Genomic DNA, 21234 nt, shown 5'->3' with positions numbered 1-21234 from the left:
GGGGTGTTGCCGCGCACCGGGGATGAAATTTCGCTGACGGGGCGTCATGTCGCTTGTGGGGCAAGGTGATCCGGGGTGGGGGAAACCTTGGGGCGGGGTGGTGACTCGGTGCGGTTGCGCGGCATACTGCGCGGCAACGTACAGCGCAGGAGGTCGCGAGGATGCTCGGGCACGACCGGATCGACGCGGAGACGTACCATCGGGACATCGTCCCTGGATTGCTCATCGGTGAGGCCGGGAAGCGGGCTGCGGCGGGGTTGGCGGGTCTCGAACCGCTCGGGCTGCGGGTCGGCGAGGGGGCGTGGACGTATCGGGCGCACGACTCGCGGTTGCGAGTCGTGGAGGGCGTCGATGCGGACGCCACGTGCGTGGTGCGGTTGTCCCCCGACGCGTGGACCGACCTGGTCACCCTGTTGCGGACCGCCGCCGCGCTCGCGATCGCGGGCGACGTGGCCACCGAACGAGGCGGTGTGCACGAACTGTTCCGCTGGGAGCCGGTGTTGCGGGCGCTCTATCAGGGGATCGAGATCTATCTGCCGCACGGCACACAGGTGTTCGACCGACACGGTCGATCGGTGGACACGGCCGCCGAACTGACGCTCGATCACTCGGATCGCGAACTCGCCGACCACTTCGAGGCGACCGGGGTGATGCGGGTGCGCGGAGTCTTCTCCGCCGCCGAGATCGCCGTGTTCGAAGCCGAGGTGGATCGACTGGCCGCCGAGGCGCGGCCGGACGACGACCGGTCCTGGTGGGCACAGCGCGAGAGCGGCGAGCAGGTGTTGTGCCGGATCGTCTACGCGAGCGAGCGGTCGGCGCCGATCGGTGCGCTGGCCCACGATCCGCGGCTGGTTCGACTGGCCACGTTGATCCACGAGGACCTCGCGGCGTCCACCGACCGGATGGAGGGCATCTCGGTCCTGCTCAAGCCGCCCGGTCGGCTCAAGGGCCTGGCCAACATCCCGTGGCACACCGACTGCGGGCTCGGCGGCCATCACATCATGTGCCCGTCGGTGGCGATCGGCATCCAACTCACCGGCTCCTGCGCGGAGAACGGCTACCTGGAGGCGATTCCGGGCTCCCAGGGCCGCACCTGCCCGCAGCCCGGCGCCGCCGACCTGGCCGAATTGCCGCACCTGACCGTGCCCACCGAGCCGGGCGACGTGACGGTGCACATGACCGACGTACTGCACGCCTCCCCCGCGCCCTCGGGCGAGGGCGGGCGCCGCACGATGTATGTCACCTTCCATCCACCGACCCTGTTCGAGCACGTCGGGCCGGGCGAGGCGATCAACGACCTGATCCGCAGTCGCAGCGCGAGTGAACTGGAGGCCGGGCTGGGGCGTTGAGCCCGACGGCCGGGGTCGGGGCGGCCCGCCTCAGCGCTGCGGCACGGCGGGAAGCGCGGCGGATTCCACGGATTCCACGCTGAGAATGCGGTCCAAATGGGTGATCCGCAGCACCCGCGCGGGCTGCGGTCCGACGCCGCACACCACGGTGTCGCCGTCGCGGTCGCGCAGGCGGCGGTAGCCGTAGACCAGACTGCCCAGGCCGGACGAGTCGATGAACGGCACGCCCGAGAGGTCGATCCGCAGGCTGCGCGCGCCCTCGTCGACGAGGCGGTCCACCGCCTGCCGGAACACCGGCGCCGCCGTCATGTCCATGTCCCCCTGCACGGAGACGATGCCGCCGAGGTCGGATTCCATCGTGGTGTGCACGACGCACGGCCTGGCGGAGAACGATGTGTGATCGACGTCGTCCGGTGGGAGATCGTCAAGGCTCATGTGGAGCACTCCACCTGGTCAAGTGTCGGCTCGGTCGCGCGCCGCGCGGCCGCTCGGTACGGTTCGCACGTCTCGGGATGAATCTCCACATCCCTCCCGGAAACGACAGGACCGCATCGGCACACTACTCGTCGCGTCGGCCCGTCGTGGACCGTCTTCCCCTATAGGTGTGATTCCCGCGGAACCCACACCCGGGCGACGTTCGCGGTCGTACCGTGAAGGTTGCGCGAGCGCCGGCCCGAGCCGGCTCGAAACGCACGGACGCAAGGGATTCCGTAGCCATGACCGGACAACGCCCCTCCGGCGACGAGCGGGGCAACAGCAACACCCGGGAGCCGGCCGCCGAGGGGCGGACCAATGGCTTCAAACCGCCACGTGTCCCGGACGAGCCCGCGCCGCCCACGTGGTCGCTCGGCGAGGTGCTCGACCAGAGCGACACCGGCGTGGTCGTCTTCACGCCCGAAGGCACCGTGTGCTACCTCAACGCGGCAGCCGCGCGGTTGCTGCCGGACTGCACCGTGGGCACGGCCGAACCGATGTTGCCCGCGACCGGGACCGGTTGGCAGGGCGAGGTCTTCGAGCGGCGCATGCGCGGCCGGCGGGCGGTGCTGGGCGGCGGCCACTACGTGTGGTACGTACAGGACACCACTCCCGAACGCCGGCGCGAGGACGCGCTGTTGGCCGAGCGCAGGCGCAAGGTCTTCCTCGCCGAGGCGGGCCGCCTGTTGTCCGCGACCACCCACCCGCGCCGGCTCACCGATCTGGTGATCACGCTGCCGGCCCGCGAACTGGCCGACTGGGTGGCGCTGTCGGTGCCGAGCATGGAGGACGGCCGGCTGCGCACCACCTACGCGCCCGCCACCGGCCGCCCGATCGGCCGGGTGACCAGCGGCCTGGGTGCCGCGTGGACCGCGCCGGCGGGCGTCGGCCGGGTGTTGCGCACCCGACGGCAGGAGTTGCACCCGCTGATGGACCGGGCGTTGCTCACCCGACTGGTGCCGGACGAGGCGGTCGCGGATCTGGTCGCGGTGGACGCCCGCTGCGCGCTGGTGGTTCCGGTACCCACCGACGACGACGCGCCCTCCGTACTGACGTTCGTGCGCTCGGCGACCTCGGACCCGTTCACCGAGGAGGAGATCGCGCTCGCCGTCGACTACGCCGAGCGGGTGGGGGTCGCGCTGCGCACCTCGCGGCTCTACGTCGAACAGGACCGGCGGACCATGCTGTTGGCCCAGGCGCTGGTGCCCGGTCCGCTGCCGGAGGTGCCCGGCGCGCGGATCGCCGCGCGCTACCGGCCCGTCTCGCTGACCGACGGCCTCGGCGGCGACTTCTACGCCGTGCACCCGACCCCCGTCGACGGCACCTGGGCGTTCTCGATCGGCGACGTGTGCGGACGCGGCACGCCGGTGGGCATGTTCAGTTCGCGGTCGCTGCTGATCCTGCGCACCGCGGCGAGCGCCGGCTGCGCCCCCGCGCATCGCATGGCGCTCCTGGACGCGGAGTTGACCCTGGGCGATCCCTCCCTCGTGCTCACCGCGATCACCGGTGACTGCTCCGTGCGTGCGGACGGTTCGGCGCTGGTCCGGCTGACCTGCGCCGGGCATCCGCCGCCGCTGTGGATGGATCCGGCGGGTCGGGTGCAGGCGATGGCGTTCACCGACCCGCTCGTCGCGGGCATCCCGGGCACCGTGTTCGGCGAACGGGAGTTGGCGCTGGCGCCGGGCTCGACGCTGCTCCTGTACAGCGACGGGGTCACCGAGGCGCGGGACGCGGACGGCGAGGCGTACGGCGTGCGGGCGTTGCGGCACGACCTGGCGTCCTGCGCGGGCATGCCCGTGGACGCGCTGGTGGCCCGCCTGGAGCAGCGGCTGATGGTGCACCTGGGCGACGCCCCGGTCGTGGACGACGTGGTCCTGCTGGCCATTCACATCCCGTACCGGGACGACGACGAGGCGCTGCCGATTCTGGTCGAGCCCGGCCGCCCGGTTTCCGACGAACACCCGGATGGCGCATGACGCACGTGGTCCCCGACGAACTCGACCTGTTCCTGGAACACATCGGACGGGCGGACGAGGTCGAGGCGCTGACCCTGGTCCGGAACCTGCTCGGCAAGGGGGTGCCCGGCGACCGGGTGTTGACCGACCTGGTGATCCCGGCGCTGCACACGGTGGGCGAGCGGTGGGCGACCGGCGAATGGACCGTGGCGCGCGAACACGGCGCCTCGCACGTCACCGGTCGGGTGGTGCACCTGATCGCGGACGCGACCCCGCAGCCGCGGGCGGCGGCCCGGGTCGTGGTGTGCTGCGCACAGGGCGACTGGCACGGGCTGGCGTCCACCATCCTGGCCGCGCTGTTGCGGGTGCGCGGCATCGAGGCGATGGTCCTGCCACCGGGCACCGGCGCCGGCGAACTGGCCCGCGTGTTGCCCGACGCGGAGGCGGATTCGGTCGCGATCGGCTGCATGGTCTCCACCGCGCTGCCGGGCGCGCGGGCGATGGTCGAGGTGGCCCGGCGGGTGGGCGTGCCGGTCCTGGTCGGCGGCCCGGGCTTCGGTCCGGACGGCCGGTGGGCGGGCGTGGTCGGCGCGAACGGCTGGGCCCGGGACGCCCGGGAGGCCGCCGACGTGCTGGCGGGCCCGGACTGGCCCACGATCACCACCCCGGCCCCTCGGCTGCGCCACCTCCCGGACGCCGGTTACGACGGCGTCGGTCTGCTGCGCGCCCCGCTGGTCGCGGCGGGCATGGCGGCGCTGGTCCCGATCGAGGGCGAGCACTCGGACACCACGATGCGGGACGGGCTGGTGAGCGCCGTCGACGCGCTCGCGGTCTCGCTCTTCCTGGACGACCAGGTGCTCTTCGACGACTTCACCCGCTGGTTCGCCGACGTGCTGGGTCACCGTCAGGTCTCCCGGGAGGCACTCGCCGCGGCCTACCGTGCCTTCGCCGCCCGCCTGACCCACGTCCCGCGAGCGGGCGCGACCCTGACGGCGGCGCGAGCGGCGCTTTGAGGCGCCCGGTGCGGGCCCCGCGTCGCCTACATGCGGGACATGGTCAGCAGATCCCCGCTGCCGTAGCCCGGGATCACCTGCTCGTAGGTTTCGTAGGGGTTGGTCACGTCGAAGATGCGGGGGTTGTCGAACTGCACGTAGAGCGTGCGGCGGCGGGACGGGCCGGACGCCGCCGGGCCCGCGTGCAGGCCGCAGCCCATGTGCACGGTCACATCGCCCGGTTCGGTGGTGATGCCGACCACCGGCAGTTCGGCCCACTGGGCCGGGGTGTACCGCTCGTGCGCGACCGTGCCCCACGAGCCGGCCAGCGCGTAGAGCTGGGAGCTGTCCTGGCTCACCGCGTCCAACCGGATCCCCACGTGCACGCGCGGACAGGTGACCGGACAACCGCCGAGGGCACAGTCCTTGTGCCAGGGCAGGTCCGGGATGGACAGCGGTTCGGGCGAGGTGCCGAACTCCTTGAGTACGGCGATCTGTCCGGAGTCGCGGTCGGTCACCGCGACCACGTCCTGACCGGCCAGCCCGCACAACATGCGCACGGTCGGGTCGTCGGCCAGCGCGGCGATCCGCGGCGAGCGCATGCCCAGGTAGGTCAACCGGTAGGGCGCGCGCAATCCGCCGGGGCCGTCCGCCCACAACGATCCCCGGTCGCCCTCGCGACACAGGCCCCGGATCCGGTCCACCTCGCCCGCCAACTCCTCGACCCGGTCCGCCTCCAAGACCTGACGCACCACCAGATAGCCGGTGGAGCGCAGGAAATGCGCCATTTCGTCGGGGTCGTCGTGGGTGGTGAAGTCACGATGCAGGTCGATCGGGCGATCCGCGAGGTCGCGCAGGTCCAGCGCCGCGGGGTGGTAGATCGGCGTGCCGGAGTACATGCAGCGGATCGCCGGCTCCCAGACGTCCCAGTCGGCGAACCCCCCGCGCACGAACCGCACCGCGTGCGACTCGACCAGGCCCCGGCTGGTGCGCAGTTCGTAGAGGTAGTCCTGCCAGGCACCGGATTCGAGCTCGACCACCAATTCGGCGTCCGCGGTGACCCCGGGCACGATCCGCACCTCGCCGCAGTCCTCGACATAGCTGTACGCCTGACCGTTGGGCATGCACAGCGCGATCGGGGCCCGGCCGGCCACGTCCCAGGCGACCCGTTCGCCCAGCCCGCCCTCCAGCCGACGCGGCAACTCCACCCGATGGAACGATTCGAAGCACACCACCGGCCAACCCAACACACTGAACGTGCCACGTTCGGCGTCGTGCGCCACCGCCGATCCGGCGCCCGCAATCCCCATTGCCCCGTCCTCCCCGTTCCGCACCCGATACACCGACCGGGTCGTCACCAACGGTAGGCAAACAGCGTCAGAACAGCGTCAGAGCAGCGCGAAAGCGCAAGGTGACAGCCAGTCAGCGAAGCGAGGAGACGCCGGTGTCCAGCGGCTCGCCGAGCAGACGCACAGCGTCCCCGAGCGTGCGCTCGGCGTGTCCGGGCAACCCCAACTCCAGACACCGGGCGTAGGCGGCCTCGAACTGCCCACGAGCCGCGGCCCCGTCGCCGACCAGCGCGGCCAGACCGCCGAGCACCCGGCGCACCGGGCCGAGCGAGGAGCCGGTCCAGTCCAGGTGGTCAGCGTACGGGGTCAGCGCCTCGCTCACGAGCAGACCGCGCTCCACATCGCCCAGTTCGATCGCGACCTCGCCCAGCCGCATCAGCGAGCCGGTCCACAGCAGGTCGACCGGGATCGTCGCGAAGCCCGGCACGCACAACGCGTGGAACTCCTCGCGCGCCGACTTGGGGTCCGTCGACGCGGAGGCCGTCCAGCACGCCTGAACCCGCCACCAGGACACGTCCCGCGACCAGTCCGCGGCCACCGCGGCGCGCCGCGCCATCATGCCCAACCGGCCCTGTTCCCAGCGCACCGCCAGGATCTGCGCCAGGTTGAACGAGCGCACCGCCTCGCGCGGCAGCCCCGATCGCCGGGCCAGCCGCAGCGCGTCGGCCAGGGCGTCCCCCGCACGCGCGGTCCGCCCGCGCAGCAGTTCCAGGCCGCAGCGGTAGATCAGCACCTCCCAGGTGAACCATGGATGCCGCAACCGCCGGGCCACCCGCTGCGCCTGCGCGTACTCGCGTTCGGCCGCCGGGATCGCGCCCTGTACCACCAGGTCGTATGCCTGGTTCAAGTGGCTGCGAAACAGCGACTCCTGATCACCGGTCAGCCCGGAGAGCACGGTCAGCTCGCTGCTCATCCGCAGTCGCTCGTCGACCAGATCCGGACCGGACGCGGCCAGGTGGTGCGCCTCCAGGCCCTGCGCCAGCGCATCGTGCGAGCCCGATTCACGGGCCGCGTCCAACGCCTCGTAGAGCATGGTCAGCCGCGCCTCGCGGTCGTGCCCGAAGGTCAGCGCCACCGCGAGCGCGGCCAGCAGCAGCGAGCGCAGCGCGATGTCCGCGGGCAGGGCCGAGGCGATCGGCAGCGCCGCCAGCGCCTCGCGCAACAGCGCGACCAACTCCAGGTCCACGCCCACCTGGTAGACCTGCCCCAGGCGCACCATGGCCAGGGCGACCCGGCCCAGCCGGCGCGAGTCGGACAACGCCCGGGCCTCCTCGGCGGCCCGGCGCAGCACCTCCCGGCAGCGCCGGTCGCCGCACCGGTCCAGCGCCGCACCACGGGAGAGCAGCAGGTCGCAGCGGGTCTCCGGGGCGGGGTCGGTCACCATCGGCAGCACCTCCAGGGCCTGCCGGTAGTGCTCGGCGGCGACCTCGAACGCGCCGCCGTCGCGCGCCTCGTCGCCCGCCCGCCAGGCGTAGTCCAGCGCGCGGCGCGCCTCGCCGAATCGGCAGGCCAAGCGGAAGTGGTGGGCCAGTTCCGGCAGATGCGCGTCCCGGTCGCCGCGTGCCTCCAGGGCCAGGCCGACCTTGCGGTGCAGTTGCAGCCGGCGGGCGGTGGGCAGTTCCTGGTAGAGCGTGGAGCGCACCAGCGCGTGGACGAAGGTGAAGCGGCCCGGGCGATCGGTCTCCTCGGCCCGCACCACATGGGCCCGCTCGGCGTCGTCGAGGGCGTCCACGACGGTGTCGAACCCGCCCGGGTGCACGGCGGCGACCAGGTCGATGTCGAAGGCGGGGCCGACCACGGCGGCCACGGTGAGCGCCTCCAGGGTGGACTGCGGCAGGCCCAGCAGCCGCTGGCGCAGCACGTTGCGCACCCGGCGCGGGACGTCCGCGGGCACGCTCTTGCCCAGTGCCGACCAGTCGCTGACGTCCGCCCACTGGCGCAGCAGTTCGGTGGCCAGCAGTGGATTGCCGTCGCTGAGTTCGCGCAGGACGTGCGCCCGGACGCCCTCCGCGCGCGGCGGCAGCGGGCCGGCCAGCACGTGCGCGAGTTCGACCAGGGCCGCCACATCCAGGCCGCCCAGCGGTACGTGCACCGGGTGCAGGTCGCGGTAGAGGTCGGCGATCAGTTTGGTCATCGGGTGCACCGAGCCGAGCGCGGTGTCGCGGTAGGCGATCACCAGCACCGCCCGGGTGCCGACCAGGGCCCGGGCCACGTGGCGCAACATCAGCATGGTCGAGGTCGAGGACCAGTGCACGTCGTCGAGCAGCAGGACCAGATCGCCCTTGCCGGCCGCGTGCCGAAACACCCCGGCCACCGCCTCGAACAGCCGGTAGCGCTCGGTGTTCGAGTCGGGTGGGCCCTGAGGCTGGGTCAGGCCGGCCGGTGTCAGGGGCAGTTCGGGCAGCAGGCGGTGCAACTCGCCGCCCAGGTCGCCGACCCGCTCGCGCAACTCGTCGGCCGCGACGTCGGCGAGATGCGCGCGCAGCATGGTCACGAAGGGTTGGAACGGTGCCGCCACACCCTCGTCGCTACGGCCGGTGAGCACCAGCGCGTCGCGGCCGGCGCGGGTGGCGAATTCGCTCAACAGGAAGGATTTGCCGATCCCGGCGTCGCCGCTGACCAGCACCACCCGCGAGCCGACCTCGGCCCCGGTGGATTCCTCCAGCAGGCGCAGTTCCGCCGAGCGCCCCACGATCGGACCGGGCGCGCCGTGCGGGAACACGTCGTGCGCCGAGCGGGTGGGTTCCGGGGCGGGCGGGGCGTCGCCGCCGGGTGCGGGCGAGGCGAAGCGCGCGGCGGGCGCGGGCACCGGCAGCGGTTGCGGGGTGGCGTCGCCGAGCAGGCGCAGGAAGGCGGATTCGGTCTCCGGGGAGGGGCCCACCCCCAACTCGGTGGCCAGCAGGCGCCGACAACGTTCGTACGCGCGCAGCGCCGCCGCCCGGTCGCCGCCGGCCGCGTGTGCGGTCATCAGCAGACGGTGGCTGCTCTCCCGGAACGGATCCAGGTCGACGAGTTGGCCCGCGCGAGTCACCGCCGCGTCGGCCCGGCCCAGGTGCAATTCGGTGGTCACCGACACGGCGAGGGCGCGCAGCCGGGCCGAGCGCCAGCGGGTGCGCCGCTCGTTGACCCAGTCGCCGTCCTGGCCGGGCAAAAACGGCAGGGCGAGGATCTCGTGCGCGTCGTGTGCCCGCGATCGGGCCTGGGCGAAGGCGCCGTGCACGGCGAGCGCCTCGGCCTCGATCAGCGCGCTCTCGGCCGCCTCCACGTCGACCTCGGTGCCCTCGGGCAGGGACAACACGTAACAGCCGGCCCGGTGTCGCAGCACCGAGGAGGCGTCGTATCCGGCCTGACCCAGGAAGCCGCGCACCCGACTGAGCACCCCGCGCAGCGCGCCCTCCCACGACTTGGGGGCCTGCTCGGGCCACAGCAGGGCGGCCAACTCCTCGCGCGGCACCGGATGCCTGCGCCCCAGCGCCAGCGCGGCGAACACGAGTTGGGCCTGCGGGCCGCCGAGGAGATCCTCCGCGGCGCGGCCCGCGGGGCCGTCTACGCAGACATGGCCGAGAACACGCACCCGGACCACCATGTGACGGACCCCCCTCCTGCTGTCGTCTTCGCGACAACCGATTCCCCGGCACCGGTCCGGGAGCGGTTCGAAGGACCCCGCGCGCCACATGGTACGAACCGAACGCTTCGACCGGCGGCCAATTGCGCCGGCCCCATGTCACAACCCGGCCAATCACTTGATCCCCACTCGGGTTTCCCGAAGGCTGTCGGCCGCGCCGCACCATCGGGTACGGACTCGGACGGCATCCCGTCACGGGCGTGGAGCACGCGCCGTCGGGGCAGCCGTCAGGTGGACATCGGGCGTGTGGGCACTCGGGGTTGGGAGGGGCACGGATGAGCCTGGATGGTTGGAATCTACCGCCGGTACGCGAGGGACGGGCCGCGTCGGACGAACTGGACGCGCGGCGGCGCGGCACCGCGGCGTATCGCCAGGAACCCGAACCCGGCGTGACGGTGCGTCAGGAGCTGGCGGGCGGTGTGCCGTGCACGTTCCTGGAGGTGCCGGACCCGGCGCTGACGCTGCTGTACCTGCACGGCGGCGGCTACCGGATGGGCGACGCCTCGGGCTGGTTGGGCATCGCTTCGCGGATCGCGCTGGCCGCGCGGGCCCGGGTGGTGGTGGCCGAATACCGCCTCGCGCCGGAGGCGCCGTATCCGGCCGCGCTGCACGACGTGGCGAACGTGTACAACACGATCGTGGCGGCGAGCGAGGACGCGGATCCGGCCCCGTTCGTGGGCGGCGACTCGGCCGGCGGCGGGCTGGCGGCGGCGCTGACGGTGGCGGCCCGCGGCGCCCGGGTGCCGTTGCCGTCCGGGTTGGTGCTGCTGTCGCCGTGGCTGGACCTGACCGTGACCAAGCCCACGTACGACTCGAACGCGGCCACCGACCAGCTGATCTCGAAGAAGTCGATGCGCGAGGCCGCCGAGATCTATCTGCAACTGCACGACCCGGGCGATCCGTTGGCGTCGCCGCTGTTCGCCGACCTGTCCGGCCTGCCGCCGGTGCTGCTGCTGGCCTCCTGCCACGAGGCCCTGCTCGGCGACGCCACCGCGTTCGCCGCCCGGGCCGCCGCGGCGGGGGTCGCGGTCCAGGCCCACCTGGTCCCCGACGTCCCGCACGCCTGGCCCGCGATCGACCCGACCATGCCCGAATCCCAGGAAGCCATCGGCGCGATCGCCCGCTTCCTGACCACCAACGCCCTGCCGGCCTAGAAACGAGCGCGGCCTCGGGGCGCCGCCACCCGACCCCCGAGGCCCCGCGGCCACGAACAAGGCATGATCGACCCCGTGAGCACCATCGAATACGTCCTCCCCCTCGTGGCGCACATCGAGAAGGACGACCCGCCGGCCCGCACCGACGCCCTGGAGGCCGCCGCGCGCGCGGTCCTGGTCCTGTTGGCCGACCCGAGGTCCACCGACCCCGAGGGGGAATGGCACGACGTCGTCGAGGCGTGGCAGGGCCACCGCATCCGCAAGGTGGTCCGGCGGGCCCGCGGCGGTGAGTGGCGGCGGGCGAACACCCTGCCGGGCATCACGGTGGCCCACCGCACGGCGGAGGTTCGGGTGTACCCGCCGATTCCGCTCGACGGATGGCCCAAGGACCTGGCCAAGTTGCAGGTCTCGGGCACCGACCTGCAGGAGCCGACCGCGCCGCCGGCCGCCGCGTCCGGTCAGCCCGTGTTGTGGCTGAACCCGACGCTGGAGATGACCGCCGGCAAGGCCATGGCACAGGTGGGGCACGGCAGTCACCTCGCCTGGCTGGGCATGGGCCCGGCCGGGCGCAAGGAGTGGGCGGAGCGTGACTTCGATCTCGCGGTCCGCGTCGCCGAACCCGCCGCGTGGCCCGCGTTGACCACGAGCGGTCGGCCGGTCGTGCGCGACGCGGGTTTCACCGAGGTCGCGCCGGGTTCGTGCACCGTGGTCGCGGATGTGCCGTGGGCGATCCGCTGAGCGGGTGACGTTGTGTCATCGCGTGGGTCGACGGGGCGGAACAGGCTACTCCGGGGCGGCTTTCGGCGATCCGTGTACGCTGCAAACGAGATCCGTACGTGACCGGATCGTCACTGCTCCGGTTCCCGGGGCCCACTACGGTAGGTCACAGGCCGGGCCCACCACCCGGCTCCCGAGCCACGTGTCCAGGGCCTCCCCGGATCCGTCGGCGCATCCGATGGGGGACGGGGCGCCGATCGTTGCGGGCATCCTGCGTCGGGGCTCAGGACACCATGGGCGAGGGGACTGCCGGCGCGTGACTCTTCAGGTGATCAAGGACGATCTCCAGGGCTGGACCGTGCTGCACGTGCTCGGGGAGGTCGACTACGCGGTCGTGCCCGAGCTGCGCGAACACGTCAGACGCGCGGTCGCCGACGGCGACCACCGGATCGTCCTCGAACTCACCGAGGTGGAATTCCTCGACTCCACCGGCATCGGCACCCTGGTCGCCGCCCGTCGCCTGCTCCGCTCCACCGGGGGCACGCTGCGCCTGGTCATGCCCAGCAACAACGATCACCACGTCAACCGCGTCTTCACCGCCCTGGGCCTGCGCCGCCTCTTCGACGTGCACCCGGACCTGACCGAGGCCCTGTGCGAGGACACCCCGACGGACGAGGACCTCGGCGCCACCGGTTGACCGGTGGGCGAGCCCCGCCGGACCACCCGAGCGTGCGAATCTCAGCGTGGGGTGCGCTTGGTGACCTTGCCCTGGGCGTCCGCTTCGAGGGTGGCTTTGCCCTGCGGGTCGGTGACGGTGACGCGGATGGTCAGGGTGGCGGTCTTGGCGTCGGGCTCGAAGGTGATCCGCCACGAGGTGGGGTCGGGGATGCCGAGCTTGGTTCGCGCCTCGCGCACGAGGGCGGGGAGCCGCTCGTAGGGGATGGCGTTCAGGTCGATCACCGCGCCGGGTTGCGGCGGGGTGCCCAGCACGCCGCGCACGGCCATCAGGTTTGCGTCGATGCTGAGTTCGCTGGCATTGCTCGTGTGCATCCCGGTGATCAGCGAATCGGCGGCGCGCCGCATCTCGCCGGCTTCGAGCATCGACCCCGTCGACGTCCCGGAGACCGTCGAGGTCGACGTGGTGCGACTCTCGGTGGTCGTCGTCGAGGACGACGAGGTGGCCGACTCGGTGGGGCGGTCGTCCTCGGTGAACAGGTCCGCGCGAAAGAGCAGGACCACGACCGCGCCGCCGAGCAGCAGGCCCAGCGTGGCGAGCAGGCAGAACGCGCCCTCGCCGTCCTTCGGACCGGTCAGCAGCGCGGACTCGGGGGCCGAGTCCACCGATTCGTTCGCCGCCCGGCGGGCCCACTCCTCGGTCGGCTTGGTGACGATGGTGACGTCCCACGGTGCGTCCGGGCGGTACTCGACCACGACCACGCCGCGCGGCCGATAGTCGGGTATGTCCACCAGGTTGATGTGCTGGTTGAACTCGACCCGGTATGCCGATCGCTCGTCCGGCGCCACGGTCAGCACGAACTCGACGGGGATGTCCGCCGATTCGCCGCCGATGGCGCGGCGGCTCTCGATCACGGCCAGCGCGAGCCGCGCCGGGACGCGCGGATTGCGCGCGCGACGAAAGCGCCCCGCGACGCCCACGACGACGACGTTGAGCACGAAGAGCCCGACGCCGATCGCGACCACGGACCAGCGTTCGAGGACGGCCCCGACCACGCAGCAGGCCAGCGAGACGCCGATCACGCCCCCGGACAGAAATCCGCCCACCGCGGCCTTGAACCGCACTGCGGCGGGGTTCCTGCGGGTTTCGATGATCGCCATGGCGGCGATTGTGCCGGGCCCGGATGGACGGCGAAAGGCGGCCGGGCGAAATGCGGATCCCGCTTCCCCGGACGTGGGGAGATCCCCCGAATCGGCCGTACTCGGGTCAGTGCCGGACCGCCTGGCCGATCTCGGCCTTGCTCGGGTCGGTCAGCTTGCGGTTGCTCTTCGCGGTGCCCTTGGCCTGCTTGCCCGCCTCGACCTTGTCGATGTTCAGCACGACCGTGTCCAGCAACTTGCCGCCGGCGTCGCGGAACTCGACCGAGAGCGTGTAATCGGCGGTCTTGGTGGTCTTGTTGTCGACGGTGACCTCGGCGGTGGTGCGATCGCCGTCGGCCCGGATCGGACCGACCGTCGCGTCGGCCGTCGCGTCGAGACCACCCTTGATCTCGGCCAGTTTCGAGGCCGCCGCCGCGCTCGCCGAGGACAGCGCGTCCTTCGCCTTCGCGCCGGCCGAGGACAGCGCCGACCCGATCGCCGTGGGCACCGAGTCCGCGTTGCCGCCGTCGTTGTCGTCGCCGCACGCCGCCGAGGTCAGCATCAGCGCGGCGGCGATCGACAACGCGCCGACGGTACGGCCGTACTTGCTCGCCATGTTCGTTGCTCCTCGCGTGGGGCCGCCGGGCGCGGCGGCGCCCGTGTACCACCAGCACCGCTGTCCGCGCGCCCGGTCGGCTAAACGCCCTGCTCGCCCGTTGGGCCGTCGGTGGGACCCCTGCGCCGGACGAGCCGCGACCAGGGCGTCGGCACCGACGTGATCGCCGCCGTACCGGCCCTGATCGACCGTCAGGTGGCGGCCGGGCAGGGCAGGGACGCCTTCGCCCGGATCTTCGAGAGCATCCGCCGCCCGGTCGACGCCGCCTGAACCCACGACCGCGACCGAGCCCGGTGCCGCCCCCGACCGTGCGCCGGGATCGGGCTTCGTCGCGTCCGAGGCGGCCCACCCCTTGAATAGTTCACCAGGTTAAGTTACAACACGTAACGTAAATCCCGAGGAGCGCACCCGGCCCCGAGACTCGCCGTCGGATCGCCCTGCCCGCGTCGGCATCCGCGATCCGGCACAAGTAATAGGGAGAACAGCCCATGGCCGACCTGCTGGTACGCGGAGGCACCGTCGTGGACGGAACGGGGGCGGCCCCGATCCGGGCCGACGTCCGGGTCAGGGACGGAGTGATCGTCGAGGTCGGCCCCGACCTGGCCCCCGACGGCGGCACGGAGCGGGTCGTCGAGGCCGCCGGCGCCTTTGTCGCCCCCGGCTTCATCGAGGCGCACACCCACGTCGACGGCGCCATGTGGTGGAACCCGGACCTGGACCCGCTGCCCGCCTACGGCACCACCACGGTCGTCTTCGGCAACTGCGGCATGTCGGTGGCGCCGCTGCAGGAGAGCGCGCGCGGACCGGTGCTCGACCTGTTCTGCTTCCTGGAGGACCTCCCGCTCACCGCGTTCCAGGACAAGGTGCCGTGGACGTGGGAGCGCTGGCCCGAGTACAGCAGCGCGGTCAAGGGTCAGGCCGTCTCGGTCAACGTGGCCGGCTTCGTCGGACACCTGACCCTGCGCACCACGGTAATGGGCGCGGAGGCGTCCTGGTCGCGCGCGGCGACGGCCGAGGAGATCGCCGAGATGGCCACGCTGCTCGACGAGTCGTTGACTCATGGAGCAATTGGTTTGTCGACCAATGTGTTCGACAAGGATCGTTACCTCAAGCCGGTGCCGACCCGGCTGGCCGAGGACGCCGAGTTCGAGGCGCTCGCCGACGTGCTCGCCCGGCACCCCGGCGCGACGCTCCAGATGATCACCCGGTTCAACGAGCCGGAGAGCATCGACGCCGATGTGGAGCGATTCGCCCGAATCTGCAAGCCGCGCGGCATCCGCGCCCAGTGGACCGCGATCCCGTCCACCGTGCGGGAGGACTACCTGCGCGAACAGACGATCGCCCTGCATCGGCGGCTGCGCGCGGACGGCGTCGACTTTTGGCCCAATGTCCCGCATAAGCCGCTGGAGCCGTTCTTCAACTTCGAGCGCGCCCTCACCTTCCAGCGGGTCGCCGCGTGGAACCACTGGATCAACGGTCCGGCCGAGACCAAGCTCGCCACGCTCGCCGATCCGCAGTGGCGGGCGCAGGCCCGCGAGGACTGGGACAACCGGGTCTCGTCGTCGACATCTCGACTGGATCGCCCCGAGTCGCTGATCTTCGCGATCTCCGAGACCGGTCACGGCCCACTGGACATCTCGCTCAAGGAATACGCGGACCGGGAGGGTCTGCACATCTCCGACGCGTTGGCCACCTGGATCGGCAACAACGGCATCCTGTCCTGCCTGCGCGGCATCCCGGACGAGTTCGACGAGCCGGTCGTGGCCGGTCTGTTCAACGAGCCGCACACACTGACCAACATCAACGACTCCGGCGCGCACCTGCAGTTGTTCTGCGGCTCGGGCGAGAACGTCTACCTGCTCACCCGCTACGTGCGCGACACCGGCCTGATGACGGTCGAGGAGGCCGTGCACAACCTGACCGGCAAACTGGCCGGCTTCTTCGGCCTCAACGACCGCGGTGTGATCGCCCCGGGCCGGGCGGGCGACCTGGTGGTGTTCGCGCTCGACGAGATCGAGGTGCGGCCCGAGGAGAAGCGGTACGACAACCCGGACGGCTCGTGGCGCTTCACCCGCGGCCCGGCCGGCGTCCGGGCCACCATCGTGCGCGGCGTGCCCACGGTGCTGGACACCGAGCCCACCGGGGAGCGGCCGGGCACCATGGTGGGTCTGGTTTCGTCGCAGGACTGACGGAACGTCACATAAGCGCGTTTACCCTTGGGGTACGGCGGTGGGTCGACCGACCTACCGCCGTGTCACGTTTTTGTGACGATCCACCATAGGCACCGCCAAGGGATGCGAGTCGAAGGGACGCTACGGCCAACGTGATCGATGCCACGGACCGCGTACGGGGAGCGGAACGTGCGGCCTCTTCACAGCAGGCATGCGCGGAGGGCAACCTGGTGGACACGGGCAACCGGTTCCACGGCCGAAATAGACTCGAACAGCGTCCGAATTGCGCCGGTTCGAGGGAGACCGGCCCGCCGTGAGCGATCACCGCCGGAAGCGCGATGGCCCTCCGTCTAGGTAGCATCCGCCGAGTGCCGCCCGTTACCGACGGGCACGCCCCCCGACAAAGGTTCTCGATGAGTGACGATTCCCCCTCGCCGGCATCGGCGGGGTTCGCGCCGAGGCAACAGCCACGCCTGGCCAAGGGAGCTTCTCCCTGGCTCGTGCCGACGGCTGTGACCGGCGCGTTGACCGGCTTGGCCGCACTGCGCAACCGGCGCTGGGCCTTCGCGGCCGTGCCGACGCTGGCGCTGACCGGTGGCATGTTGTGGTTCTTCCGTGACCCGGAGCGCACCATCCCCGCCGACGGCGTGATCGCCTCGGCCGATGGCGTGGTCCAAAGCATCGACGCCTGGCCCGACGGCCGCACCCGCATCGCGACCTTCATGAGCCCGTTGAACGTGCACGTGAACCGTGCGCCGCTCGACGGCGTCGTGAAGTCCGTGGAGCACAAAGCCGGCGGGTTCGTCCCGGCATTCAACAAGGAGAGCGAGCACAACGAGCGGGTTGTGTGGATCTTCGACACCGCGATCGGCGACGTGGAGCTGATCCAGATCGCCGGCACCGTGGCGCGGCGCATCGTGCCGTACCTGGAGCCGGGTACCGAGGTGGCCTGCGGTGACCGGATCGGCCTGATCCGGTTCGGTTCGCGCGTGGACGTGTACCTGCCGCCGGGCGTGGAGCCCGCGGTGACCGTGGGACAGCGGACGACGGCGGGAGAGACACGTCTTGACCGGGACTGATTACGACGATACGGCCGACCTGGACGCTTCCGAGCTGAACCTTCTGGGCACCCCCGTCGAGGACGATCCGCAGGCGGCCCTGTCCGCGCGGATCTCGGTGGCGGACGTGCTCACGCTGGGCAACGCGGCCAGCGGGTTCATGGCGATCTACTTCCTCGCCTGTTCGGTGATGGCCGCGCGCGGTGGCGACGTGGGCGTCTCGGCCGAGCGCGGCATGGCCGCGGCCGTGGTGCTGATGCTGATCGGCGCGATGTGCGACCTGTGTGACGGCATGGTGGCGCGCAAGCTGCGGATGTCCTCGCTGGGCGCGCAACTGGACAACCTCGCGGACGTGATCACCTTCGGCGTCGCACCGGCGTTCTTCGTGGTCACGTGGGCGGCGGTGCCGATGAACACCGGGCAGGCGCCCGCCGCCGTCCTGGTGGCGCTGTCGGTGCTGATCGGCGGCGTGTTGCGGCTGGCCAGATTCGCGACCACGCCCGGACGCCCGGGGGTGTTCCAGGGCATGCCCATTCCGATGGCCGCGATGACGGTGGTCTCGATCGTGCTGCTGGACCTGCCGTTCACTCCGGCGGCGGTGCTGATCGTGGCCGTCTCCGGACTGATGGTGAGCCGGATCGAATACCCGAAGCCGCAGGGCAACATGGCGATCCTGGTGATGGCCGGCATCGGCCTGAGCATGAGCTGCCTGATCGCCTGGGCGGCCGACGCGCCGGGCAGCGAGTGGATGCTCAACATGGGCGCCACCACCCAGGTCACCCTGGCGCTGCTGGTGCCCGCGATGGCGATGGCCCGCAAGGGCGTCGAGCGCATCGGCCTGCGGATGATCCGCTAGCCCGGGCGCACCCCGCGTACCGAAACGCCGTCACCCACCGGGTGGCGGCGTTTCGCGTGCTCCGGCCGGCGCGGGCCGGCTACCGGAGCCGGTGCGCCAGTCCGGTGAAGCGTTTGCCCGCCGAGACGGTGCGCACCGCCTGGCCCAGCGCGCGCCGCGAACCGACCAGCACCACCAGGCGCTTGGCGCGGGTGATCGCCGTGTAGAGCAGATTGCGCTGGAGCATCATCCAGGCACCGGTGGTGACCGGGACCACCACGGCCGGATACTCGCTGCCCTGCGAGCGGTGGATGGTGACCGCGTACGCATGCGAGAGCTCGTCGAGTTCGGCGAAGTCGTAGTCGACCTCCTCGTCCTCCTCGGTGCGCACGACCAGCTTCTGTTCTTCGGGAGAGAGCGCGATCACCACGCCGCCGGTGCCGTTGAAGACGCCGTTCGCGCCCTTGTCGTAGTTGTTGCGGATCTGGGTGACCTTGTCGCCGACCCGGAAGGTGCGCCCGCCGAAGCGCTTCTCCGGCAGTCCCTCGCGGCCGGGTGTGAGCGCCTGCTGAAGCAGCAGGTTGAGCGCGCCGGCGCCGGCTGGGCCGCGGTGCATCGGGGCCAGCACCTGGATATCGCGGCGCGGGTCCAGGCCGAATTTGCGCGGGATGCGGCGGGCGACCACGTCGACGGTGAGGGTGGCCGCGTCCTCGGTCTCCTCCGCGGGAAAGAGGAAGAAGTCGTTCAGGCCGTCGGTGATCGGCGGGCGGCCCGCGTTGATCCGGTGCGCGTTGGTGACCACGCCGGACTGTTGCGCCTGGCGGAAGATCTGGGTCAGCCGCACCCTGGGCACCCGCTCGGCCGCGAGCAGGTCGCGCAACACCTCGCCGGCGCCCACGCTGGGCAACTGGTCCACGTCGCCGACGAAGAGCACATGGGCACCCGCGGGTATCGCCTTGATCAGCTTGTTGGCCAACAACAGGTCGAGCATCGACGCCTCGTCGACGACGACCAGATCCGCGTCCAGCGGCTTGTCCTGGTCGTAGGCCGCGGTGCCGCCGGGCTGGAGCTGGAGCAGGCGGTGCACGGTGGCCGCCTCGCAGCCGGTCAGCTCGGCGAGCCGCTTGGCCGCGCGGCCGGTGGGCGCGGCCAGGATCACCTTGGCCTCGCGCGCGCGGGCGAGTTCCACCACGGAGCGCACCGTGAAGCTCTTGCCGCAGCCGGGGCCGCCGGTGAGCACCGCGACCTTGGCGGTCAGCGCCAGTCGTACGGCCTGCTCCTGCTCGGGGGCCAGCGCGGTGCCGGTGCGGGCGCGCAGCCAGCCCAGGGCCCGGGTCCAGTCCAGTTCGGCGAACGCGGCCAGTCGGTCCTCCCGGGCGCCCAGCAGGGCACGCACCCGGCCGGCGAGGGAGAGTTCGGCGCGATGGAAGGGCACCAGGTAGACGGCCTGGACCGGATCGCCCTGGGTGCCCGAGACGGTGACCGGGCCGGGCAGTTCCTCGCACACCACCCCCTCCTCGGCGACCAGTTCGTTCAGGCAGGTCACCACGAGTTCGGAGGACACCTCCAGGATCTCGACCGCCTCGGCCACCAGGACCTCGGCGGGCAGGTAGCAGTGTCCGCTGTCGCTGCCCTCGGACAGCGTGTACTGGAGTCCGGCCTTGATCCGCTGCGGCGCGTCGTGCGGTATCCCCACGGCCTTGGCGATCGCGTCGGCGGTCTTGAAGCCGATCCCCCACACGTCGGCGGCCAACCGATACGGCTCGGTGCGCACCACGGTGATCGACGCGTCGCCGTATTCCTTGAAGATGCGCACCGCCGGCGACGTGGAGATGCCGATGCCCTGGAGGAAGACCATCACCTCCTTGATCGCCTTCTGTTCCTCCCACGCGGCGGCGATCAGCTTGGTGCGCTTGGGGCCCAGGCCCGGGACCTGGATGAGTCGGGTGGCGTCCTCGTCGATCACGTCCAGCGAGCGCACACCGAAGTGCTCGACGATCCGGTCGGCGGTCTTGGGGCCGATGCCCTTGATCAGCCCCGAGCCCAGGTAGCGCCGGATGCCCTGCACGGTGGCCGGCAGCACGGTGCTGAACGACTCCACCTGGAACTGTTTGCCGAACTGCGGGTGGCTGCCCCAGCGACCGTGCATCCGGATCGACTCGCCGGGTTGGGCGCCCAGCAGCGCGCCGACCACGGTGAGCAGTTCGGTGCCGTGTCGGCCGGTGTCCACTCGGGCGACGGTCCAGCCGTTCTCGTCGTTCTGGTAGGTGATGCGCTCCAGGACGGCTTCCAGAACGGCGCCTCCCCCGGCCCCGGTTTCGGCGCCGGGCGGCATTCCCGGCAGCGTGCCTGTCATGCCGCCCGACCCTAGCCAACCGCAGTGACAGCGGAACTAGAACATGTTCTCTTTTTGCTCGTCGACACCATTGACTGTGTCACATAACGGCGGTACGTTCCGGGGACTCCATGCTCCGAGCCGCAGGTTCACCGCAGCTCAAAAACCGTGAGGACACACGCATGCCCGTCATCAACGAGCAGGTCGAGATCGCTGCCGCCCCCGAGGCCGTGTGGGCCAAGCTGACCGACTACAGCGTCTTCGGCGAGTGGATGGTCCCGCACGTCGAGTTCCCGGGCGGCGCGCCGGAGAAGCTCGAGGCCGGCGTGACCTACGACGAGAAGATGAAGCTGATGGGCTTCCCGGCGGACATCAAGTGGACCATCAAGGACGTCGAGGCGGGCAAGTCGCTCTCGCTCGACGGCAAGGGCCCGATGGGCGTCATCATGACCGAGGTCTTCATCGTCGAGGCCGCCGGCGACGGTTCGGTGTTGCGGATCGAGTCCGAGGTCAAGGGCGGCGCGGTGCAGATGATGGCCGGCAAGGTCACCAAGGCCACCCAGGAAGCGCTGATCGAGTCGCTGGCCAAGTTCGCCGCACTCGTCAAGTAACCGCCTCGGCACCCACATACCCGTCGCCGCCCACCCGGCGACACCCCACACGACGACCATCCACCCGGTGTTCTTGCCCGGGCGGGTGGTCGTCGTGCGTACCGGGTCCGCCCACGCGTCTCGCGTTCGCCTGGAACAATGGCGATCCATCGTCGAGCGCCGCGACCCCCCGGAGGGA

Annotated in this window: 17 protein-coding genes; 11 read left to right on the top strand and 6 right to left on the bottom strand. The window is 71.5% G+C overall.

Annotated elements, in window-relative coordinates:
- Nucleotides 1–161: 161 nt before the first annotated feature.
- Complete coding sequence (locus ACFXMF_RS20465; protein ID WP_360309575.1) at nt 162–1349, top strand: phytanoyl-CoA dioxygenase family protein; 1188 nt, start codon at nt 162–164, stop codon at nt 1347–1349.
- A gap of 30 nt (nt 1350–1379) precedes the next feature.
- Here the strand turns inward: ACFXMF_RS20465 and ACFXMF_RS20460 are convergent, their stop codons facing one another.
- Nucleotides 1380–1784 carry an STAS domain-containing protein gene (locus ACFXMF_RS20460; protein ID WP_360309573.1) on the bottom strand — a complete coding sequence of 135 codons (405 nt, stop codon included), beginning with the start codon at nt 1782–1784 and terminating at the stop codon, nt 1380–1382.
- A gap of 281 nt (nt 1785–2065) precedes the next feature.
- On the opposite strand from ACFXMF_RS20460, the gene ACFXMF_RS20455 reads away from it, so the two are divergent.
- Nucleotides 2066–3799, top strand: coding sequence for a SpoIIE family protein phosphatase (locus ACFXMF_RS20455; RefSeq protein WP_379988240.1), 1734 nt, complete (start codon nt 2066–2068; stop codon nt 3797–3799).
- Nucleotides 3796–4791 (top strand): cobalamin-dependent protein, encoded by a 996-nt coding sequence (locus tag ACFXMF_RS20450; protein ID WP_360309569.1) that lies wholly within the window; start codon nt 3796–3798, stop codon nt 4789–4791. The genes ACFXMF_RS20455 and ACFXMF_RS20450 overlap by 4 nt, the downstream gene beginning before the upstream one ends.
- A 26-nt stretch (nt 4792–4817) precedes the next feature.
- On the opposite strand, the gene ACFXMF_RS20445 is transcribed toward ACFXMF_RS20450, so the two are convergent.
- Nucleotides 4818–6080, bottom strand: coding sequence for a phytanoyl-CoA dioxygenase family protein (locus ACFXMF_RS20445; protein ID WP_360309567.1), 1263 nt, complete (start codon nt 6078–6080; stop codon nt 4818–4820).
- A 112-nt stretch (nt 6081–6192) separates the two neighbouring features.
- Entirely contained in the window at nt 6193–9693 is a 3501-nt protein-coding gene (locus ACFXMF_RS20440) for a BTAD domain-containing putative transcriptional regulator (RefSeq protein WP_360309565.1), read from the bottom strand.
- A 326-nt stretch (nt 9694–10019) separates the two neighbouring features.
- Between ACFXMF_RS20440 and ACFXMF_RS20435 the strand changes: the two genes are divergently transcribed.
- From ACFXMF_RS20435 to ACFXMF_RS20425, 3 genes are all read left to right on the top strand, one after another.
- Nucleotides 10020–10898, top strand: coding sequence for an alpha/beta hydrolase (locus ACFXMF_RS20435; RefSeq protein WP_379988241.1), 879 nt, complete (start codon nt 10020–10022; stop codon nt 10896–10898).
- Nucleotides 10899–10961: 63 nt separating this feature from the next.
- Nucleotides 10962–11636 carry a peptidyl-tRNA hydrolase gene (locus ACFXMF_RS20430; protein WP_379988243.1) on the top strand — a complete coding sequence of 225 codons (675 nt, stop codon included), beginning with the start codon at nt 10962–10964 and terminating at the stop codon, nt 11634–11636.
- 295 nt (nt 11637–11931) lie between these two features.
- Complete coding sequence (locus ACFXMF_RS20425; protein WP_360309559.1) at nt 11932–12312, top strand: STAS domain-containing protein; 381 nt, start codon at nt 11932–11934, stop codon at nt 12310–12312.
- 41 nt (nt 12313–12353) lie between these two features.
- Here ACFXMF_RS20425 and ACFXMF_RS20420 read toward each other — a convergent pair whose 3' ends face one another.
- Nucleotides 12354–13451 carry a hypothetical protein gene (locus ACFXMF_RS20420; protein ID WP_360309557.1) on the bottom strand — a complete coding sequence of 366 codons (1098 nt, stop codon included), beginning with the start codon at nt 13449–13451 and terminating at the stop codon, nt 12354–12356.
- A gap of 106 nt (nt 13452–13557) precedes the next feature.
- Nucleotides 13558–14046, bottom strand: coding sequence for a hypothetical protein (locus tag ACFXMF_RS20415; protein ID WP_379988244.1), 489 nt, complete (start codon nt 14044–14046; stop codon nt 13558–13560).
- 111 nt (nt 14047–14157) lie between these two features.
- On the opposite strand from ACFXMF_RS20415, the gene ACFXMF_RS20410 reads away from it, so the two are divergent.
- The 4 genes from ACFXMF_RS20410 (at nt 14158) to pssA (ending at nt 18131) form a co-directional block, all read left to right on the top strand.
- Complete coding sequence (locus ACFXMF_RS20410; protein WP_379988246.1) at nt 14158–14316, top strand: hypothetical protein; 159 nt, start codon at nt 14158–14160, stop codon at nt 14314–14316.
- 218 nt (nt 14317–14534) lie between these two features.
- Nucleotides 14535–16235 carry an amidohydrolase family protein gene (locus ACFXMF_RS20405; RefSeq protein WP_379988247.1) on the top strand — a complete coding sequence of 567 codons (1701 nt, stop codon included), beginning with the start codon at nt 14535–14537 and terminating at the stop codon, nt 16233–16235.
- Nucleotides 16236–16630: 395 nt separating this feature from the next.
- A complete protein-coding gene (locus ACFXMF_RS20400) occupies nt 16631–17296 on the top strand; it encodes a phosphatidylserine decarboxylase (RefSeq protein ID WP_360309602.1) in 666 nt (221 codons plus the stop codon).
- Complete coding sequence (gene pssA, locus ACFXMF_RS20395; RefSeq protein WP_360309551.1) at nt 17283–18131, top strand: CDP-diacylglycerol--serine O-phosphatidyltransferase; 849 nt, start codon at nt 17283–17285, stop codon at nt 18129–18131. Before ACFXMF_RS20400 ends, pssA begins: the two co-directional genes overlap by 14 nt.
- Before the next feature lie 79 nt (nt 18132–18210).
- On the opposite strand, the gene ACFXMF_RS20390 is transcribed toward pssA, so the two are convergent.
- The gene (locus ACFXMF_RS20390) at nt 18211–20466 is read right to left on the bottom strand and encodes an ATP-dependent RecD-like DNA helicase (protein WP_379988248.1); all 2256 of its coding nucleotides are present in this window, start codon (nt 20464–20466) and stop codon (nt 18211–18213) included.
- 161 nt (nt 20467–20627) lie between these two features.
- Between ACFXMF_RS20390 and ACFXMF_RS20385 the strand changes: the two genes are divergently transcribed.
- On the top strand, nt 20628–21056 hold the full coding sequence (locus ACFXMF_RS20385; RefSeq protein ID WP_360309549.1) for an SRPBCC family protein: 429 nt from the start codon (nt 20628–20630) through the stop codon (nt 21054–21056).
- Nucleotides 21057–21234: the final 178 nt, after the last annotated feature.

The organism is Embleya sp. NPDC059213 (assembly GCF_042754445.1).
Classification (GTDB): domain Bacteria; phylum Actinomycetota; class Actinomycetes; order Streptomycetales; family Streptomycetaceae; genus Embleya.
The sequence above is the reverse complement of the archived record's forward strand: the minus strand, read 5'-3'. Positions and strand labels throughout refer to the sequence as shown.